Genomic DNA, 18,048 nt, shown 5'->3' on the forward strand with positions numbered 1-18,048 from the left:
AGAGTCGTTGCCATGAGAACCTCTCCCCGGCTCAGCCTGAACAACGGCGTGCTGATAGACCAGCTCGGCTTTGGGCTCTACAAGGTGCCGGCAGCAGACGCGGAAGGCCTGGTGGCCACCGCGCTCGCCGCCGGTTACCGCCATTTCGATACCGCCGCAATGTACGGGAACGAAACCGGAGTGGCCCGCGGCATCAGTTCCCAGCTGGGCGACGGGACCGGGAGCGGCGGGTCCGGGGAGCTGTCCCCCTCCCTGACCCGGGAGGACATCTTCATCACCACCAAAGTGTGGAACGACCATCACGGCTACGACGCGACGCTGCGTGCGTTCGACGATTCCATGGTCAACCTGGGCCTGGACTACGTGGACATGTACCTGATCCACTGGCCCTGCCCGCGGCGGGGACTGTTCCCGGAAACTTACCGGGCCCTGGAAACGCTGTACCGGGAAGGCAGGGTCCGTGCCATCGGTGTCAGCAACTTCCAGCCGGCGCATCTTGACCGCCTGCTCCAAAGCGCCGAAGTGGTCCCGGCCGTCAACCAGGTTGAACTGCACCCGTGGCTGCAGCAGGAAGAGCTGCGCGGCAAGCATGCGGAACTGGGCATCCACACGGAAGCGTGGAGCCCGCTTGGCCGCGGCCAGGTGCTGGCCGACCCCGTCATCCAGGCCTGCGCGGCCGAGCACGGGCGGACGCCTGCGCAGGTGATCCTTCGCTGGCACATGCAACTGGGACACATCGCCATTCCCAAGGCCAGCTCCGAAGCAAGGATCCGGGAGAACCTCAACGTCTTCAATTTCGAGCTCTCCGAACGTGATCTGTTGGCCATCAAAGCGCTGGACCGCGGGCAGCGGACCGGATCGCATCCGGACAACGTCAACTAGGCGGGCGCATGGACACCGTTAACCCGGGGACTTCCCCCGCGCCTGCCTACCTGAGCCCGGAACTTTCCGCCCGCACCTCCACGTCCACCGTGACCATCGACGGCGGCACGGTGGCTTACTGGACCTACGAGCCACTGAAGGAGACGCCGGAGACCCGCACGATCCTGGTGGTCCACGGGTTCCGCGGCGACCACCATGGGCTGCTGCGCGTCGCGGACCAACTTCCGGAGATGCGGCTCATCATGCCGGACCTGCCCGGCTTTGGCAGGTCCGGGGCCTTTGCCCGGGGGCCGCACTCGGTGGAGCGCTACGGGGCGTTCATCACTGACTTCATGGCTTCCCAGGGCCTGGGGCCGGACACCGTGCTGCTGGGACACTCGTTCGGATCCATCGTGGCGGCTCATTTCGTAGCCAACAACCCCACGGCCGTGCGTCCCTTGATCCTCATCAACCCCATCGCTGCTCCGGCGCTGGAAGGGCCAAAGGGCGTTATGACGCGGCTGGCGGTGCTGTACTACCGGCTGGCGGCACGGCTCCCGCAAGGGCCGGGGCTGGCCCTGCTGCGCAACCGGCTGATTGTGCGGGTGATGAGCGAGACCATGGCCAAGACCCGTGACAGGGACCTGAGGGCCTTCATCCACGGCCAGCACCACGCGTACTTCAGTTCCTTCGCGGACCGGGACAGCCTGCTGGAGTCGTTCACCGCCTCCGTCAGCCACCATGTGGCAGAGGTAGCCGGAAAACTGGACCTCCCCGTACTGCTGATCGCGGGTGAAAAGGATGAGATCGCCACCCTTCCCACCCAGCACAGCCTCCTGTCACGGCTTCCGGACGGGGAGCTGAAGGTGATTCCCGGCGTCGGACACCTGATCCACTATGAAACGCCGGAGCCGGCCGCCCGCTACATCCGCAGCTTCCTGAAGGACCATCCCGCGTGAAGATCGTCATTGATGCACGTTTCACCCGTACCGACCATCACGACGGCATCAGCCGCTACGGAGCCAGCCTGATCGCTGCCACGGCGAAGATCGCTGACGTCTCCATGCTGGTTTCCGACGTCCGGCAGCTCGCACTCCTCCCGGACGTGCCGTACACGCTCATCAGCAGCCCGCTGTCACCGCTGGAACTCTTCGTTGCCCGGAAGATCAACGCCATCGGGGCGGACGTGGTGGTGTGCCCCATGCAGACCATGGGCACCTGGGGGCGGAAGTACGGGCTGATCCTGACCCTGCACGACCTCATCTACTATGAGCACCCCGCTCCCCCGGGGTTCCTGCCGGCCCCCGTCAGGGTGCTCTGGCGCCTTTACCACAAGGCGTTCTGGCCGCAGCGGCTCCTGCTCGACCGGGCCGATACCGTGGCCACCATCAGCCGGACCACCGAGGCGCTGATGGCCAAGTACCGTCTGACGAAAAGGCCCGTGCGCATTATCGCGAATGCTCCCCAGCCGGCGCAGGAACCACGCAACCCGGGCGACGGTGCGGGCAAAACGATCATTTACATGGGTTCGTTCATGCCCTACAAGAACGTGGAAACCATGGTGGCGGGCATGGCCGGGTTGCCCGGCTACACCCTGCACCTGCTCAGCCGGATCACGCCGCAGCGGCGGGCGGAACTGGAACGCGTCGTCCCGCCGGGCGCCTCCGTGGTGTTCCACAACGGCGTAACCGACGCGGAGTATGACGGCCTGCTGCGGCGGGCAACGGCACTCGTGAGCCTGTCCCGGGCCGAGGGATACGGCCTTCCCCTTGTGGAGGCCATGGCGGTGGGGACCCCGGTGATCGCCAGCGACATTCCGATCTTCCGCGAAGTGGGATCCGACGCCGCCCTTTACGTGGATCCGGAGTCGCCCGGGCAGTTCGCGGACGCTGTGCGGCAGCTGCAGGATGAGCGGCACTGGCAGGAGATGTCGCGCCGCTCCCTGGCCCGGGCAGCGGAGTTCAGCTGGGATGAGTCGGCACGCCAACTGGTGGACGCGGCGCACGAGGTGGTGGCAAAAAGGCACCGCTAAGGACGCCTCCACTTAGAGGACGTCAACGCCGTCCAGGCGCAGCTGCACTGGGTCCGTGGCCCGTTTGGCGGCCACTGCTGCCCGGGTCACCCGCAGGACACGGACGACGGCGGTGGCCTGGCCGTAAGGAAAGAAGAGCAGCGTCCGCACGTCCTCGGCCGAGCGCCTGCCGGAGGGCGGTGCCGTCAGCAGGAGCGGCGCCGGCCCCGCAGCGCGGACAGTTATGCCCGCGCGGGCAAGGTCCGCTTCCACGGCACCGGTGTAGTGTTCGACGGCGGCACGCGGCCCGGTGACGGAGGCGATCCGCACCGCCGGGGGAAGCTGCAGCTCCACGCGCAGGGACAGCTCCCGCTGCGCATAACCGGCCGGGTCCCACCGCAGCAGGGCGCCGGTGCCGGCGGTCTCCGTTGCCGTGACCACCACCAGCCCGCCGTCCGGGGCGGAGCGCACCAGGGCAGCGGCGTTGAACCAGCGGCGCACGGTGTCTTCGCCCGCGCGGAGGGTTTCCCGGCGCAACAGGGAATCCCCGTCCAGCAGCAGGGCGGCGGCATACCCGGCCTCCGCGACCGGTTCGGCCCCCACCGTTGCCACCACCAGCGCCCTGCCAGTGCCCACCGCGGCTTTCACCTGGTCCCCTGAAGAGGTGATGACCGTTGTGCCGGGAAACGCCCGGCCAAGCTCCTCGGCTGTGCGCAGGACTCCGGTGGCCCCTTTCCGAAGCCGCCGGCCGCCGCAGTGGGAGCACTTCCAGTCCGGGGCCGGGGTGGAACACCACCGGCACTGCGGCAGGGCGGACGTGCCGGCCAGCGCCAGGGGTCCCTGGCAGTTACCGCAGCGGGCCGGTTCCCGGCATGCTTCACACACCAGCGAGGGCGCGTACCCTGCCCTGGCAACCTGGACCAGGACGGGGCCGCGCTCGAGACCCTCCTTAGCGGCCTGCCATGCCGCGTGCGGCAGCCGCGCGATGGTTGCCAGCGGGTCCCGTTCCTGCTCGAAGCTGTCGGCAGTGCTGAGGACACGTGGAACAGTCCTGCGGACGGTGGCGCGCTCGGTTGCTACCGGGACGGCCCACCCGGCTTCCACCAACCGCTGGACCTCGGTGCTGCGTGCATGCCCTGCAAGGAGGCAGGCAGTATTTTCCTGCTCGGCCCGAAGGAGCAGGACTTCCCGGGCATGGGCGTACGGTGCGCGCTGCTCGATGTGGAGGTCGTCGCCGTCGTCCCAGCACGCGACGAGCCCCAGGTGCCGCACGGGGGCGAAGGCGGCCGAGCGCGTACCGATGGCGATGGTGGCCTTTCCTGCGAGGAGGCGCAGGAAGCTCCGGTACCGGGGTGTGGGGCCGTCGTCGGCCGTGAGCCTGGCCACGGCTGTCCCAGGCACCAGGTCCTTTAGTGCCTGCTCCAGCCGGTCGAGGTCCCGGTAGTCGGGAACCACCAGCAGTGCGCCCCGGCCGGAGGCGTGGGCTGCAGCAGCGGCCTCGGCGAGCATGGCCGGCCAGCCGGCGGGACCGTAGCCCTGCAGTGGGTTGACGGCGGCGCGCGGCGATCCCCCGGCGGCCAGATGCCGGAGGAACGCGGCACCGGTGCGGTAGGCGGTCCAGGCTGAAGAGCCGGACGTGGCGGGCGTGGGTTGGGCGCCCTCCCCCTCCGCGGCGTCCAGGACTTCCGGGTAATCCTTTTCCAGCCTGGCGACACGCGGTGGAACTGCCAGGCGCAGCACATCGCTGACCGTCCCCGCATACCGGGCAGCGACGGCGTCGGCAAGGTCCCTGACGGCGGGCGTGAGGACCGGAACCGGGGAGACGACTTTTGCCAGGGGCACCAGGGTGTGCCCGGCGTCGGACTGCGCCACGCGTTCAAGGAGGAATCCGCTGAGGTCCTGGCCGTTGAACTTGACCTTGACCCGGACTCCCGGCTGCGCTGCCTGGTCAAGCGCGGCCGGGACGGAGTAGTCGAAGGGGCGGTCCAGATGCGGCAGCGGGGACTCAATGAGGACCCGCGCCACCGGAAGGTGCTGCGCCAGGTCAAGGCCGCCCGGCGTCTGCCGTGTGGGGAAACCCTGCAGCAGGGACGGCTGGACGGAACTGTCAGGAGCCATGGCAGCTACCTCCGTTCAGCGACCGGGTTGGACAGGAACAGCCAAGCACCGGGCACTGACATTGGACTTCCGGCCTGGGTGATGTGCTTCCGCCCTGGGCGGGAGCGGACTAGGCGTTGAAGAATGCCTTGAGCTCGTCCACCCGGTCCAGGCGTTCCCAGGTGAAGTCGGGCTCATCCCGGCCGAAGTGCCCGTGCGCGGCTGTCTTGGCGTAAATGGGCCGCTTCAGGTCCAGGGCGTCGATGATGGCGCGGGGGCGCAGGTCGAAGATCTCCGCGATGGCGGCGCTGATACGTGCAGGATCCACGGTTTCGGTGCCGAAGGTCTCAACGTAGGTTCCCACGGGGCGGGCCTGGCCGATGGCGTAGGCAATCTGGATCTCGGCGCGCTTGGCAAGTCCGGCCGCCACCACGTTCTTGGCGACCCAGCGCATGGCGTAGGCGGCCGAGCGGTCCACCTTGGAGGGGTCCTTGCCGGAGAAGGCACCGCCGCCGTGGCGGGCCATGCCGCCGTAGGTGTCAACGATGATCTTCCGGCCAGTGAGGCCGGCGTCGCCCACCGGGCCGCCGATCACGAATTCGCCGGCCGGATTGAGGATGTTTGCCGCCCGGGAGATGTCGAGGTTGGCGCCGGCGAGGACGGGTTCAATGACCACGGCGGCGAGGTCCGCGCGCAGCTGCTCCAGGCTCGCGCCCTCGGCGTGCTGGCTGGAAATCACCACCGTTTCCACTGACACGGGCACGTCCTTGTCGTAGCCCACCGTCACCTGGGTCTTGCCGTCGGGGCGAAGGTACGGCAGCAGGCCGGTCTTGCGGACCTCGGTGAGCCGTTCGGAGAGCCGGTGGGCCAACCAGATGGGCGTGGGCATATAGGAGGGGGTTTCGTCGCTGGCATAGCCGAACATCAGCCCCTGGTCGCCGGCACCCTGGAGGTCATAGTCGTCCTCCTGGCGGCCTTCGCGTGCCTCAAGGGAGTTGAAAACGCCGCCGGCGATGTCGTTGGACTGCTGGCCGATGGAGACTGACACGCCGCAGCGGGCACCGTCGAAGCCGTTGGCCGAGGAGTCGTACCCGATGCCCAGGATGGTCTCGCGGACGATCTGCGGGATTTCGACGTAGGCGTCGGTGGTGACTTCGCCTGCCACGTGCACCAGGCCCGTGGTTGCCATGGTCTCCACGGCCACGCGGGACTCGGGGTCCGCGGCCAGCAGCGCATCCAGGATGGCGTCACTGATCTGGTCGCAGATCTTGTCCGGATGGCCTTCAGTGACCGATTCGGACGTGAACAGCCGGAGCGCGGAGGGCGTGGCCCCATGGGTCTGGGGAAGGTGCAGCGGTAAAGTCACTCAACTACCTTACTGGTTGGTGTCGGCACTCCCGTCAGGGAGAAGTCTGTAGATGTCCCCGTGCTAAGCAAAGGTGGCCGGAAACACCTCAGGCGGGGGGGCGGAACAGGTTCAGCTGAAGGAAACCTGGTTCAGATCACAAAGAAACACGGTTCAGTTCAAAGCTGATGCGGCGGATGATGGCTTCCGAAACCTCTGTCTTGGTTCCTGAAGCTTCCTGTGGTTCGGAGCCGGAGCGCGAGAGGATGACCACCGAATTGGAGTCCTGGCCAAAGACCTTGTCCGTCCCCACGTGGTTCACCACCAGCAGGTCGCAGCCCTTCCGCTGCAGTTTTGCTTCCGCGTAGGCCAGGACGTCGCCCTGGCTGTCCCCGGTTTCGGCGGCGAAACCCACGATGAGTTGCCCGGCTGTGGCAGCACCGGCGGTGCGCTGCTCCACGAGCTCCTGCAAAATATCGGGGTTGCGGACCAGGGTGATGACGGGATCGGCGGTGTCGTCCCGCTTCTTGATCTTGGTGTCCGAGACTTCGGCCGGACGGAAATCGGCCACGGCTGCGGACATGATGACGACGTCGGACACGGCAGCGGCGTGCAGTGCAGCTTCCCGGAGTTCCAGGGCCGTCTCTACACGCACCACTTCCACGCCCGCCGGCGGTGGAACGTCCATGTGGGCTGCCAGCAACCGTACAGAAGCGCCCGCGTTGCGTGCTGCGACGGCAAGTGCCACCCCCTGTTTGCCGGAGGAGCGGTTGCCGAGGAAGCGCACGGGGTCCAGCGGTTCGCGGGTTCCGCCGGCGCTGATAGTGACGGTGCGGCCTGCAAGGGGCAGCTGGTAGTCGCCCTGTCCCTGCAGCAGGGCCATGGCTGCGTCGAAGATCACCTGGGGCTCCGGAAGCCTGCCGGGTCCCGAGTCGGCGCCTGTCAGCCTGCCCGAGGCGGGCTCCAGGACAGCGGCCCCGCGGCTGCGGAGCGTTTCCACGTTGGCCCGGGTTGCGGCATGCTGCCACATTTCGGTGTGCATCGCGGGGGCGAACAGCACCGGACCGTGGGCCATCAGCAGGGTGTTGGTGAGCAGGTCCCCGGCCTGGCCGGTGGCAGCCTTCGCCAGGAGGTCCGCCGTGGCGGGTGCCACCACCACCAGGTCTGCCTCGTGGCCGAGGCGCACGTGGTTGACCAGGTGCACGTCATCGAAAACACTGTTGCTGACCGGGTTTCCGGACAGCGCCTCCCAGGTGGCAGTTCCGATGAAGCGGGTGGACGCCTCAGTGGGAATCACCGTGACGTCATGGCCGGCTTCAGTAAAAAGCCGGAGGAGCGATGCCACCTTGTAGGCGGCGATCCCTCCCCCGACTCCGAGGACTATGCGCACGTGACCTCCGTCAACAGCAAGTCAGTTCAGCGGCAGGATTACTCTGCGGCTTCGATCGGCGTGGAAACCAGCTTGCCTTCGTTGATCTCGCGCAGTGCGATCGACAGCGACTTTTCGTTCAGCTTGGTGTCGACCAGGGGTCCGACGTATTCGAACAGGCCCTCGTGCAGCTGGGCGTAGTAGGCGTTGATCTGACGAGCACGCTTGGCACCGAAGATCACCAGGCCGTACTTGGAGTCGGCTGCTTCGAGCAGCGAGTCGATCGGCGGGTTGATGATGCCTTCAAGGTTCGTGGACACGAATTCTCCAAATTCCTAGCGGGCTGACGGTTCCGGCAGGTGTGGATGCGGTGTCAGCCCCATGAGTGAAACAAGCTCGTCCGCTGCCCGGCGGACGTCGTCGTTGATGACGGTGTGGTCGAACTCCGGTTCAGCAGCAAGTTCCAGTTTAGCGGTTTCCAGGCGCCGCTGCTGTTCTTCGGGTGTTTCGGTGCCGCGGCCCACCAGCCGGCGGACCATCTCGTCCCAGGTGGGCGGGGCCAGGAAGACGAACTGGGCGTCCGGAACGGCTTCCTTGACCTGGCGTGCACCCTGCAGGTCGATCTCCAGCAGCACCGAGCGGCCCTCTGCGATGGCCTGGTTCACCGTGCTCTTCAGGGTGCCGTAGGTGTTCTGCCCGTGGACGACGGCCCACTCCAGGAGTTCGCCGTCCGCGATGAGCTGTTCGAACTCGTCCTTGGTCTTGAAGAAGTAGTGGACGCCGTCCACCTCGCCGGGCCGGGGCGCCCGGGTGGTGGCCGAAACGGAAAGCCAGACTTCGGGGTAGTTGTCACGGATGTAGGTGGACACGGTGCCTTTGCCAACAGCCGTCGGACCTGCGAGGACTGTCAGTCCAGGTTTCTTGCTCACGTATTCCTTTTGCCGCAGTTGGGGAAAGACAGGCGCCGCCTGCCTCAATGCTCGTCTATAAAATCTACCAGCGCCCGGCGCTGGTGGATGCCCAGGCCCCGGACCCTGCGGGACGCCGCGATGCCCAGCTGCTGCATGATGGCCGCGGCCCGCACCTTCCCGATGCCGGGAAGGGCCTCGAGCAGTTCCGAGACCTTCATGCGGGCCAGGGCGTCGTCCTCAAGGGCGGAGCTGATGATGTCCGCCGCGGACCTGTCGCCGTTCCGGAGGCTTTCCTTGGCTGCGGCACGGGTAGCCCTCGCCGCTGCTGCCTTGCCCAGGGCGTCGGCCCGTTCAGATGCGGATAGAGGTCGCAGGACCATCACGGACACCCCCGGATTCGGCGGATTTCATCCAAGGGCGGCCGCCCTTGGACCTGTCCTGAAACTACCCTTTGGTGCAGCCCGAATCAATGCATCCAGGCAATTGCAGCCTATTGTCCGCGCAGCCCGTCCAGCGTGCGCAGGGCCGCCTCCCGCAGTCCGCCGACCTGCGGACCTGCCGACAGGATGTCGCGGCTGGAGGTTCCCAGGACCAGCGGGTAGGCGTCGCCGAACGTTGCCCGAAGGTCCGCCGGCGTGGCCCCCTGCGCTCCCAGGCCGGGCGCCAGGATGGGGCCGCGGACGGAAGCGAGATCCATATCCAGATCCGTCAATGCCGACCCCACGGTGGCGCCGACCACCAGGCCCACGGACCCCAGGCTGCCCCCGTACCGGGAGTTTTCCGCAGCTGCCGCTGCCGTGATCCTGCGCGCCACGGAGTCCCTTCCGCCAACGTGCTGGACAGAAGCCCCTTCAGGGTTGGAGGTCAGTGCCAGCACGAAGACACCGCGCCCGGTTTCGGCCGCGAGGTCCAGCGCAGGGCGCAGCGACTCGAAGCCAAGGTAGGGGCTCAGCGTGACGGAGTCCGCCGCCAGCGGGGACTCGTCCCGCAGCCAGGCGTCGGCATAGGCGGCCATGGTGGAACCGATGTCGCCGCGCTTGGCGTCGGCGATGCTGAGGACAGACTCGTCCCGGGCCGTGGCCAGGATTTCCTCCAGCACCGCCATGCCGGCTGACCCGTGGCGTTCGTAAAGTGCCACCTGCGGCTTTACCGCGGCAGCGAGCGGAGCCACCGCCTCCAGGACCGTCAGGGAAAAGCGCCGAAGCCCGGCGGCGTCGTCGTACAGTCCCCAGCTCTTCAGCAGCGCCGGGTGCGGGTCGATGCCCACACAGAGCGGGCCACGGGCGGCCATGGCCGCGCCGAGCCGGGAGCCGAAGGACTCCCGGCCGGCGGCGGATGCGGGGCTGTTGGCTGAGGCCTGCTCAGGCATGCTGCAGGGCCGCCTTCTGGGACTCTGCCAGTGCGGCGGCGTGCTCCTGCAGGCTGGTGACGGACCATTCGTAGGTGCGCATGGCTTCGATCGCCTGGACGGCGGCGTTGAACTCGGCCACCGTGGTGATGCACGGAATGCCGATGGACGTTGCCGCGGCGCGCAGTTCGTAGCCGTCGCTGCGGGCTTCGCCGCCCGAAGGCGTGTTGAAGACCATGTCGATCTCGCCGGCCACGATGAGGTCCGCGATGGTGCCTTCGCCCTCGGCGCTGCTGCCCTCGGCGACCTTGCGGACCGGGGTGGCCTGGATGCCGTTGCGGCGCAGGACGTCGGCGGTGCCGCCGGTGGAGACGATCTCGAACCCGAGGTCCGAGAGCCGCTTGACGCCCATGATCACCGAGCGCTTGTCCCGGTTGGCCACGGAGACGAACACCTTGCCCTCGGTGGGCAGGGCGTTGTTGGCGCCCGCCTGGCTCTTGGCGAAGGCGGTGTCGAAGTGCTTGTCGATGCCCATGACCTCGCCGGTGGAGCGCATCTCGGGACCGAGCAGGGAGTCAACCACCTTGCCCTCGAGGGTCCGGAACCGGCTGAACGGCAGCACGGCTTCCTTGACGGCGACGGGCGCGTCCAGCGGCAGGGTGGAGCCGTCACCGGTTTCCGGCAGCATCTTGTAGGCGCTGCGGAGCTGTCCGATGGTCACGCCGGTGCCGATGAGGGCTGCGGCTTTGGCCATCTGGACACCGGTGGCCTTGGACACGAACGGCACGGTCCGGGAGGCGCGGGGATTGGCTTCCAGGACGTACAGGACGTCCGAGGCCAGGGCGAACTGGATGTTGATCAGGCCCCGGACGCCCACGCCTTCAGCGATGGCGCGGGTGGCGGTGCGGACGCGTTCGACGACGTTGCTCCCCAGGGTGATCGGCGGCAGGACGCAGGCGGAGTCACCGGAGTGGATGCCGGCTTCCTCGATGTGTTCCATGATGCCGCCGAGGTACATGTCGGTGCCGTCGTAGAGGGCGTCGACGTCGATTTCGACGGCGTCCTCCAGGAAGCGGTCAATCAGCACCGGGTGGTCCGGGGTGATTTCGGTGGCGTTGGCGATGTAGCGGGAGAGGTTGGGCTCGTCGTAGACGATTTCCATGCCGCGGCCGCCCAGCACGTAGGACGGGCGGACCAGGACCGGGTAGCCGATCTCGTCCGCAATCTTCTTGGCATCCTCGAAGGAGACGGCGGTGCCGTTCTTGGGCGCCACCAGGCCGGCCTTGTCCAGCACCCGCGAGAAGGCGCCGCGGTGCTCGGCGAGGTCGATGGCCTCCGGTGAGGTGCCCAGGATCGGGACGCCGGCGTCGGCCAGCTGCTGGGCGAGCTTCAGCGGGGTCTGGCCGCCGAGCTGGACGAAGACGCCCATGACGCCGCCGGTGCGTTCCTCGGCCGCGATGACCTCCAGCACGTCCTCGAGCGTCAGCGGCTCGAAGTACAGGCGGGTGGAGACGTCGTAGTCGGTGGAGACGGTTTCCGGGTTGCAGTTGACCATGACGGTCTCGTAGCCGGCCTTGCGCAGCGCCATGGAGGCGTGGACGCAGGAGTAGTCGAACTCGATGCCCTGGCCGATGCGGTTGGGCCCGGAGCCGAGGATCAGGATGGACGGCTTGGAGTGCAGCGCAACCTCGTCCTCCTCGTCGTAGGCCGAATAGTGGTACGGGGTGTAGGCGGCGAATTCGGCGGCGCAGGTGTCCACGGTCTTGTAGACCGGGCGGATGCCCAGTGCCTGGCGGACACCGCGGACCACTGCCTCGGAGTTGTGCGTCAGGGCGCCGATCTGTTCGTCGGAGAAGCCGTGTCGCTTGGCGCGCTTGAGCATGTCAGCGGTCAGGGCGTCGGCCTGGCGGATTTCGTGGGAGATCTCGTTGAGCAGCTGGAGCTGGTCCAGGAACCACGGGTCGATCTTGGTGGCCTCGAAGAGTTGTTCCACGGTGGCGCCGCCCAGGAGGGCGCGCTGGACCTGGTGCAGGCGCTCGGTGGTGGGGCGCTTTGCCTTCTCGATCAGCTCGGCAACTTCCCATTCGGGAACGCTGCTGAAGTCCAGCTGCGAGCCCTTCTGCTCGAGGGAGCGCAGGGCCTTCTGCAGGGCCTCGGTGAAGTTGCGGCCCATGGCCATGGCCTCGCCCACCGACTTCATGGTGGTGGTGAGGGTATCGTCCGCTGCCGGGAACTTCTCGAAAGCGAACCGCGGAACCTTGACCACCACGTAGTCCAGGGTGGGTTCGAAGGACGCGGGGGTCTTCTGGGTGATGTCGTTGGGGATCTCGTCCAGGGTGTAGCCGAGCGAGAGCTTGGTGGCGATCTTGGCGATGGCGAAGCCGGTGGCCTTTGATGCCAGTGCCGAGGAGCGGGAGACGCGCGGGTTCATCTCGATGACCACCACGCGGCCGGTCTTGGGATCGATGGCGAACTGGATGTTGCAGCCGCCGGTGTCCACGCCTACCTCGCGGATGACGGCGATGGCCACGTCGCGAAGCTTCTGGTATTCGCGGTCGGTGAGGGTCAGCGCCGGCGCCACGGTGATGGAGTCGCCGGTATGCACGCCTACGGGATCGAAGTTCTCGATGGAGCAGACGACAACCACGTTGTCGTTCTTGTCCCGCATCATTTCGAGCTCGTATTCCTTCCAGCCCAGGATGCTCTCTTCGAGCAGCACCTCGCTGGTGGGGCTGTACTGCAGGCCCTGTCCGACGATGCGGCGCAGGTCTTCCTCGTTGTAGGCCAGGCCGGAGCCCAGGCCGCCCATGGTGAAGGACGGGCGGACCACCATGGGGTAGCCCAGGTCGGTGGCCGCCGTGAGGGCCTCGTCCATGGTGTGGATGATGTGGCTGCGGGCTGACTCAGCACCGCAGCGTTCCACCACGCCCTTGAACTTCTCGCGGTCCTCGCCAAGTTCAATGGCCGCGATGTTGGCGCCAATGAGCTCCACGTTGTACTTCTCGAGCACGCCGTTCTTGTCCAGGGCAATGGCGGTGTTCAGCGCGGTCTGGCCACCGAGGGTGGGCAGGACGGCGTCGGGACGCTCCTTGGCGATGATCTTCTCCACCACCTCGGGGGTGATGGGTTCGACATAGGTGGCGTCGGCGAACTCGGGGTCGGTCATGATGGTGGCCGGGTTGGAGTTCACGAGGATGACGCGCAGGCCTTCCTCCTTGAGGACGCGCAGCGCCTGGGTGCCGGAGTAGTCGAACTCGGCGGCCTGGCCGATGACGATCGGGCCGGAACCAATGACGAGGACGCTCTTGAGATCTGTACGTTTCGGCATTACTTCTTGTCCTCAGTCTTGTTGTCGGAATTCTTCGGCATTGCCGATTCAGCGCCTGCCGGGTGGGCGGCGTCCACGGGCTCCTTTGAAAGGTTGGCGTTCCTGCCGTCCCGCGTGCCTTCCATGAGCTCGATGAAGCGGTCGAACAGGTAGGCCGCGTCGTGCGGGCCGGCCGCGGCTTCAGGGTGGTACTGCACGGAGAACGCCGGGATGTCCAGGCAGGCCAGGCCTTCCACGACGTCGTCGTTCAGGCTGATGTGGCTCACTTCCACCCGGCCGTAGCGTGCCTCCGGGGCCTGCGTGGCGCCGTCGAGCGGTGCGTCCACGGCAAAGCCGTGGTTCTGGGAGGTGATCTCCACTTTGCCGGTGCGGCGGTCCATCACAGGCTGGTTGATGCCGCGGTGGCCGTAGCGGAGCTTGTAGGTGCCAAAGCCCAGGGCGCGGCCCAGGATCTGGTTGCCGAAGCAGATGCCGAAGTAGGGCAGCTTCTCGTCAAGGACCGAGCGCAGCAGCTTGACCTGGGCATCGGCCGTGGCGGGGTCGCCCGGGCCGTTGGACATGAAGAAGCCGTCCGGGTTGACGGCTTTGACGTCCTCGAGGGTGGCGGTGGCGGGAAGCACGTGGACGCGGACACCGCGCTCGGCGAACCGGACCGGGGTCATGGCCTTGATGCCGAGGTCGATCGCCGCGATGGTGAAGCGGGGTTCGCCCTCCCAGCCGTGGTCCTTCGGCTCCACCACGTAGGCTTCGTCCACGCTGACTTCCTCGGCCAGGCGCGAACCTTCCATGGGCGCGCTGGCCAGCACGGCGTCGACCAGTTCCTTGTCCGTGGCCTGGGCTGCCTCGCCGGAGAAGATGCCGGCGCGCATGGTCTTGTGCTCGCGCAGGTGCCGGGTGATGGCGCGGGTGTCCACGCCCTGGATGCCCACGATGCCCTGGGCCACGAGCTCTTCGTCCAGCGACCGTTCGGAGCGCCAGTTGGAGGGCCGGCGGGCTGCGTCGCGGACAATGTAGCCCGCCACCCAGATGCGCCGGGACTCGGCGTCGTCATCGTTCACGCCGGTGTTGCCGATGTGCGGGGCCGTCTGGACCACCAGCTGGCGGGCGTAGGACGGATCGGTGATGGTTTCCTGGTAGCCGGTCATTCCGGTGGCGAAGACGGCCTCGCCCAGGGCGGTACCGGTGGCGCCGTAGCTGGTGCCGCGGAAAATGCGCCCGTCTTCGAGAACCAGTGTGGCCGGAGCGGAGGTGGTTGCTGTCAATGTATTCGCTTTCACTGTCTTACTTTCCACTGGTGGCACCAGCCGCTGGGGCTGACGAAATCAAATCCTGAAGGGCCTGGTAAAGCACGTCTTTGTCGGCGGCGCGGCGGGTCCGGAAACCGGTGTCCAGGCCGTGCGCGCCGAGCGTCCATCCGAGAACCAGCAGGCCGTCCTTTTCCACGAACTTCCCGGCCATGCCGCTGTCCTGCCGGACGCCCGTGAGGGAGGCTGCGGGGATGTAGAGGGCAGGCGCGCCCGACCGTTCGTAGAGGACGCCGTGCGGGTACACCGCGAGGGTGGCGTTGGTGCGGATGCCCAGCCCGTGCACGGCGATCCGGTCCAGCCAGTCGCCGGCCGTGGTGGTGGCGACGTACTGTCCTTCGGCGGTGGCGATCGGCTCACCGGGTGCGGCGGGCACCTGGGGCAACTGTTCGACGTCGGACTGGCGCTTCAGGCGGTTGCGCCAGCCTACGCCGAGGAGGACGAACACGACGGCGACCACCGCCAGCATGGCAAGTCCGGGAAGGATCTTGTCCATCAGGCAGCGCCTGCTGGGGTTGCGGCGGCATCCGGGTGGGGCGTGTTGAGTGCGCCGTCCAGGACGGTGGGGTGCCCCCTGAAGAAGGTGGCCACCACCTTGCCAGGCAGTTCCCTGCCCTTGAACGGCGAGTTGCGGCCCATCGTGGCCATCTGGAAGGGGTCCACCGTCCAGCGTGCCGCCGGGTCCACGAGGATGATGTTGGCGGGTTCCCCGGCTTCGATGGGCCGGCCCTGGTCGCCCAGCCGGCCGATCTTCGCGGCTGCGGTGGAGGTGACCCTGGCGAAGTCCGCCCAGGTCATCAGGCCGGTTTCGATCATGGCGTGCTGGACCACGGACAGGGCGGTTTCAAGACCGGTCATGCCCATGGCTGCCTGCGCCCATTCGCATTCCTTGTGTTCGCTGGGGTGCGGTGCGTGGTCCGTGCCCACAACGTCGATCGTCCCGTCTGCCAGGCCGGCGCGCAATGCCTGGACGTCCGCATCGGTACGCAGCGGCGGGTTGACCTTGAACACGGGGTCGTAGCTGCGCACCAGGTCATCGGTCAACAGCAGGTGGTGCGGGGTGACCTCGGCCGTGACGTCAATGCCGCGTTCCTTGGCCCAGCGGATGATTTCCACCGAGCCGGCGGTGGACACATGGCACACGTGGAGGCGGGACCCCACGTGCTGGGCCAGCAGGACGTCGCGGGCGATGATGCTCTCTTCGGCCACCGCGGGCCAGCCGGTGAGGCCCAGGACCGCGGAAACGTCGCCCTCGTTCATCTGGGCGCCGGCGGTGAGGCGCGGCTCCTGCGCGTGCTGGGCCACCACGCCGTCGAACGCCTTGACGTATTCCAGCGCGCGGCGCATCAGCACGGGATCGTGGACGCAGATGCCGTCGTCGGAGAACATCCGCACCCTGGCGCGGGAATCCGCCATGGCGCCCAGCTCGGCCAGCTGCTCTCCTGCCAGGCCGACGGTGACGGCGCCGACGGGGCGGACGTCCACCCAGCCGGCGGCCCGGCCCAGCGTGTAAACCTGCTCCACGACGCCCGCAGTGTCCGCGACGGGGGTGCTGTTGGCCATGGCGTGCACGGCCGTGTAGCCGCCCAGGGCCGCTGCCCGCGTTCCGGTCTCCACGGTCTCGGCGTCTTCGCGGCCCGGTTCGCGGAGGTGCGTGTGCACGTCCACCATGCCGGGCAGGGCCACCAGGCCGGCAGCGTCGATGACTGTGGCCCCGTCGGCGCTCAGGCCGGTGCCGATCTCGGCGATGATGCCGTCGCGGACCAGGAGGTCCGCAGGGTCACCGCCCAGGATGGCCGCGCCTTGGATCAGGTAGGTTCCGGTGTTGCCTGCCATCAGTTGCTCTCCTTGGTGGACGGGGCGGCGGCATAAGCCGGGACGCGGTGGGGGGCTGGTTCCCGGGTATCCCCGGAGAGCAGCAGGTACAGTGCGGCCATCCGCACGGACACGCCGTTACGGACCTGGGCCAGGACGGTGGAGCGGGGCGAATCCGCGGCGGCGGCGCTGATTTCCAGGCCCCTGTTCATGGGTCCGGGGTGCATGATGATGGTGTCCGTCATGCCCAGGTCGTCCAGGGCGCGGAGGCGGTTGTCATCGAAGCCCCACCGGCGCGAGTACTCACGGGTGCTGGGGAAGAACGACGCGTTCATGCGTTCGCCCTGGACGCGGAGCATCATCATGGCGTCCACGCCGTTTGCCAGGGTTTGGTCCAGGTCGTAGCTGACGCTGCAGGGCCATTTGTCGACGCCGACCGGCAGCAGAGTGGGCGGCGCCACCAAAGTGACTTCGGCTCCCAGGGTCCGGAGCAGCCACACGTTGGACCGCGCCACGCGGGAGTGCAGGACGTCGCCGGCGATGGCTACCCGCATGCCCTTGAGGTCTGTCCCTTCGGAACCGGTGCCGGCGAGGCGGGCCCAGTGCCGGCGCATGGTGAAGGCGTCGAGCAGGGCCTGGGTGGGGTGTTCATGGGTGCCGTCGCCGGCATTGATCACGGCGGCGTCGATCCAGTCGGTTGCGGCCAGCCGGTGTGGAGCTCCGGAGGCCCAGTGCCGGATGACCACGGCATCGGCGCCCATGGCCGACAGGGTCTGGGCGGTGTCCTTGAGGGACTCGCCCTTGGATACCGATGAGCCCTTGGCGGCGAAGTTGATGACGTCCGCAGACAAGCGTTTGGCGGCGGCCTCGAAGGAGATCCGGGTGCGGGTGGAGTCCTCGAAGAAGAGGTTGACCACTGTGCGTCCGCGCAGGGCCGGAAGCTTCTTCACTTCCCGCTCCCCCACGGCCGACATTTCCTCGGCGGTGTCCAGGATGCGGATGGCGTTCGAAAGGCTGAGGTCCTCGGTGGACAGGAGATGCTTCATGCGCCGCCCTCGATCACGACTTCGTTGACCGGGGTTCCGGCATCGGAGGTGTCTGTTTCTTCGAGCCGGACCCGGACCTTTTCGGCGGAGGATGTGGGCAGGTTCTTGCCCACGTGGTCAGCACGGATGGGAAGTTCACGGTGGCCCCTGTCGATCAGGACTGCCAGCCGGACGATGCGGGGGCGGCCAAGATCCACCAGCGCGTCCAGGGCGGCACGGATGGTGCGGCCGGAGTACAGGACGTCGTCGATCAGGACCACCACTTTGTTGTCGATGCCCGTGCGGGGCAGCCTGGTGGGGTACGGCGGCCGTGTCCCCTGGTGGGAGAGGTCGTCGCGGAACATGGTGACATCAAGCTGGCCCACTATGGCAGCGGCATCAACGGTGGAGTCTGCGGCGGCAATTTTTTCGGCCAAACGGACAGCCAGCGGGTAGCCGCGGCGGGGAATTCCCAACAGGACAAGGTCGCGGGATCCCTTGTTGGCTTCGAGGATCTCGTGGGCGATACGAGTGAGGGCCCGGTCAATGTCCGCCTGGCTGAGGACAACCCTGGCTGGAACCGGTGCGCTGGTGACAGAAGTCAACGCTCGTCTCCCCTTTCCCCGCCTCACAG

General features: G+C 67.5%; 16 protein-coding genes. 3 read left to right on the forward strand and 13 right to left on the reverse strand.

Features of this window, described 5'->3' with window-relative positions:
- Positions 1 to 12: 12 nt before the first annotated feature.
- The 3 genes from ACR65K_RS05650 to ACR65K_RS05660 are packed head-to-tail and all read left to right on the forward strand — an operon-like array spanning position 13 to position 2,893.
- The gene (locus ACR65K_RS05650) at positions 13 to 882 is read left to right on the forward strand and encodes an aldo/keto reductase (protein ID WP_440151682.1); all 870 of its coding nucleotides are present in this window, start codon (positions 13 to 15) and stop codon (positions 880 to 882) included.
- 8 nt (positions 883 to 890) lie between these two features.
- A complete protein-coding gene (locus tag ACR65K_RS05655; protein WP_440151683.1) occupies positions 891 to 1,820 on the forward strand; it encodes an alpha/beta fold hydrolase in 930 nt (309 codons plus the stop codon).
- Positions 1,817 to 2,893: a glycosyltransferase family 4 protein gene (locus ACR65K_RS05660; RefSeq protein WP_440151684.1), complete on the forward strand. Its 1,077-nt coding sequence runs from the start codon at positions 1,817 to 1,819 to the stop codon at positions 2,891 to 2,893. Before ACR65K_RS05655 ends, ACR65K_RS05660 begins: the two co-directional genes overlap by 4 nt.
- Positions 2,894 to 2,905: 12 nt before the next feature.
- Here the strand turns inward: ACR65K_RS05660 and ACR65K_RS05665 are convergent, their stop codons facing one another.
- The 13 genes from ACR65K_RS05665 to pyrR all read right to left on the reverse strand — a co-directional run bounded on the left by ACR65K_RS05665 (position 2,906) and on the right by pyrR (position 18,019).
- Positions 2,906 to 4,990, reverse strand: coding sequence for a primosomal protein N' (locus tag ACR65K_RS05665; RefSeq protein WP_440151685.1), 2,085 nt, complete (start codon positions 4,988 to 4,990; stop codon positions 2,906 to 2,908).
- Positions 4,991 to 5,099: 109 nt separating this feature from the next.
- Entirely contained in the window at positions 5,100 to 6,335 is a 1,236-nt protein-coding gene (metK, locus tag ACR65K_RS05670; protein ID WP_056336680.1) for a methionine adenosyltransferase, read from the reverse strand.
- A 136-nt stretch (positions 6,336 to 6,471) separates the two neighbouring features.
- Positions 6,472 to 7,704 (reverse strand): bifunctional phosphopantothenoylcysteine decarboxylase/phosphopantothenate--cysteine ligase CoaBC, encoded by a 1,233-nt coding sequence (gene coaBC, locus ACR65K_RS05675; RefSeq protein WP_440151687.1) that lies wholly within the window; start codon positions 7,702 to 7,704, stop codon positions 6,472 to 6,474.
- Positions 7,705 to 7,742: 38 nt separating this feature from the next.
- Positions 7,743 to 8,003 carry a DNA-directed RNA polymerase subunit omega gene (rpoZ, locus tag ACR65K_RS05680; protein WP_003800778.1) on the reverse strand — a complete coding sequence of 87 codons (261 nt, stop codon included), beginning with the start codon at positions 8,001 to 8,003 and terminating at the stop codon, positions 7,743 to 7,745.
- 15 nt (positions 8,004 to 8,018) lie between these two features.
- Entirely contained in the window at positions 8,019 to 8,612 is a 594-nt protein-coding gene (gene gmk, locus ACR65K_RS05685) for a guanylate kinase (RefSeq protein ID WP_307090011.1), read from the reverse strand.
- A 44-nt stretch (positions 8,613 to 8,656) separates the two neighbouring features.
- On the reverse strand, positions 8,657 to 8,974 hold the full coding sequence (gene mihF, locus ACR65K_RS05690; RefSeq protein ID WP_200831400.1) for an integration host factor, actinobacterial type: 318 nt from the start codon (positions 8,972 to 8,974) through the stop codon (positions 8,657 to 8,659).
- A gap of 110 nt (positions 8,975 to 9,084) precedes the next feature.
- Positions 9,085 to 9,963 (reverse strand): orotidine-5'-phosphate decarboxylase, encoded by an 879-nt coding sequence (gene pyrF, locus ACR65K_RS05695; protein ID WP_440151689.1) that lies wholly within the window; start codon positions 9,961 to 9,963, stop codon positions 9,085 to 9,087.
- Positions 9,956 to 13,270, reverse strand: coding sequence for a carbamoyl-phosphate synthase large subunit (gene carB / locus ACR65K_RS05700; RefSeq protein WP_440151690.1), 3,315 nt, complete (start codon positions 13,268 to 13,270; stop codon positions 9,956 to 9,958). The genes pyrF and carB overlap by 8 nt, the downstream gene beginning before the upstream one ends.
- Entirely contained in the window at positions 13,270 to 14,571 is a 1,302-nt protein-coding gene (gene carA / locus ACR65K_RS05705) for a glutamine-hydrolyzing carbamoyl-phosphate synthase small subunit (RefSeq protein WP_440151692.1), read from the reverse strand. The genes carB and carA overlap by 1 nt, the downstream gene beginning before the upstream one ends.
- Complete coding sequence (locus ACR65K_RS05710; protein ID WP_440151694.1) at positions 14,552 to 15,070, reverse strand: PH-like domain-containing protein; 519 nt, start codon at positions 15,068 to 15,070, stop codon at positions 14,552 to 14,554. The genes carA and ACR65K_RS05710 overlap by 20 nt, the downstream gene beginning before the upstream one ends.
- Entirely contained in the window at positions 15,070 to 16,410 is a 1,341-nt protein-coding gene (locus ACR65K_RS05715; RefSeq protein WP_440151696.1) for a dihydroorotase, read from the reverse strand. Before ACR65K_RS05715 ends, ACR65K_RS05710 begins: the two co-directional genes overlap by 1 nt.
- Positions 16,410 to 17,435 carry an aspartate carbamoyltransferase catalytic subunit gene (locus tag ACR65K_RS05720; RefSeq protein WP_056336651.1) on the reverse strand — a complete coding sequence of 342 codons (1,026 nt, stop codon included), beginning with the start codon at positions 17,433 to 17,435 and terminating at the stop codon, positions 16,410 to 16,412. The genes ACR65K_RS05715 and ACR65K_RS05720 overlap by 1 nt, the downstream gene beginning before the upstream one ends.
- Entirely contained in the window at positions 17,432 to 18,019 is a 588-nt protein-coding gene (gene pyrR, locus ACR65K_RS05725) for a bifunctional pyr operon transcriptional regulator/uracil phosphoribosyltransferase PyrR (RefSeq protein WP_056336647.1), read from the reverse strand. Before pyrR ends, ACR65K_RS05720 begins: the two co-directional genes overlap by 4 nt.
- Positions 18,020 to 18,048 lie beyond the last annotated feature (29 nt).

Source organism: Arthrobacter sp. SAFR-179 (genome assembly GCF_059414945.1).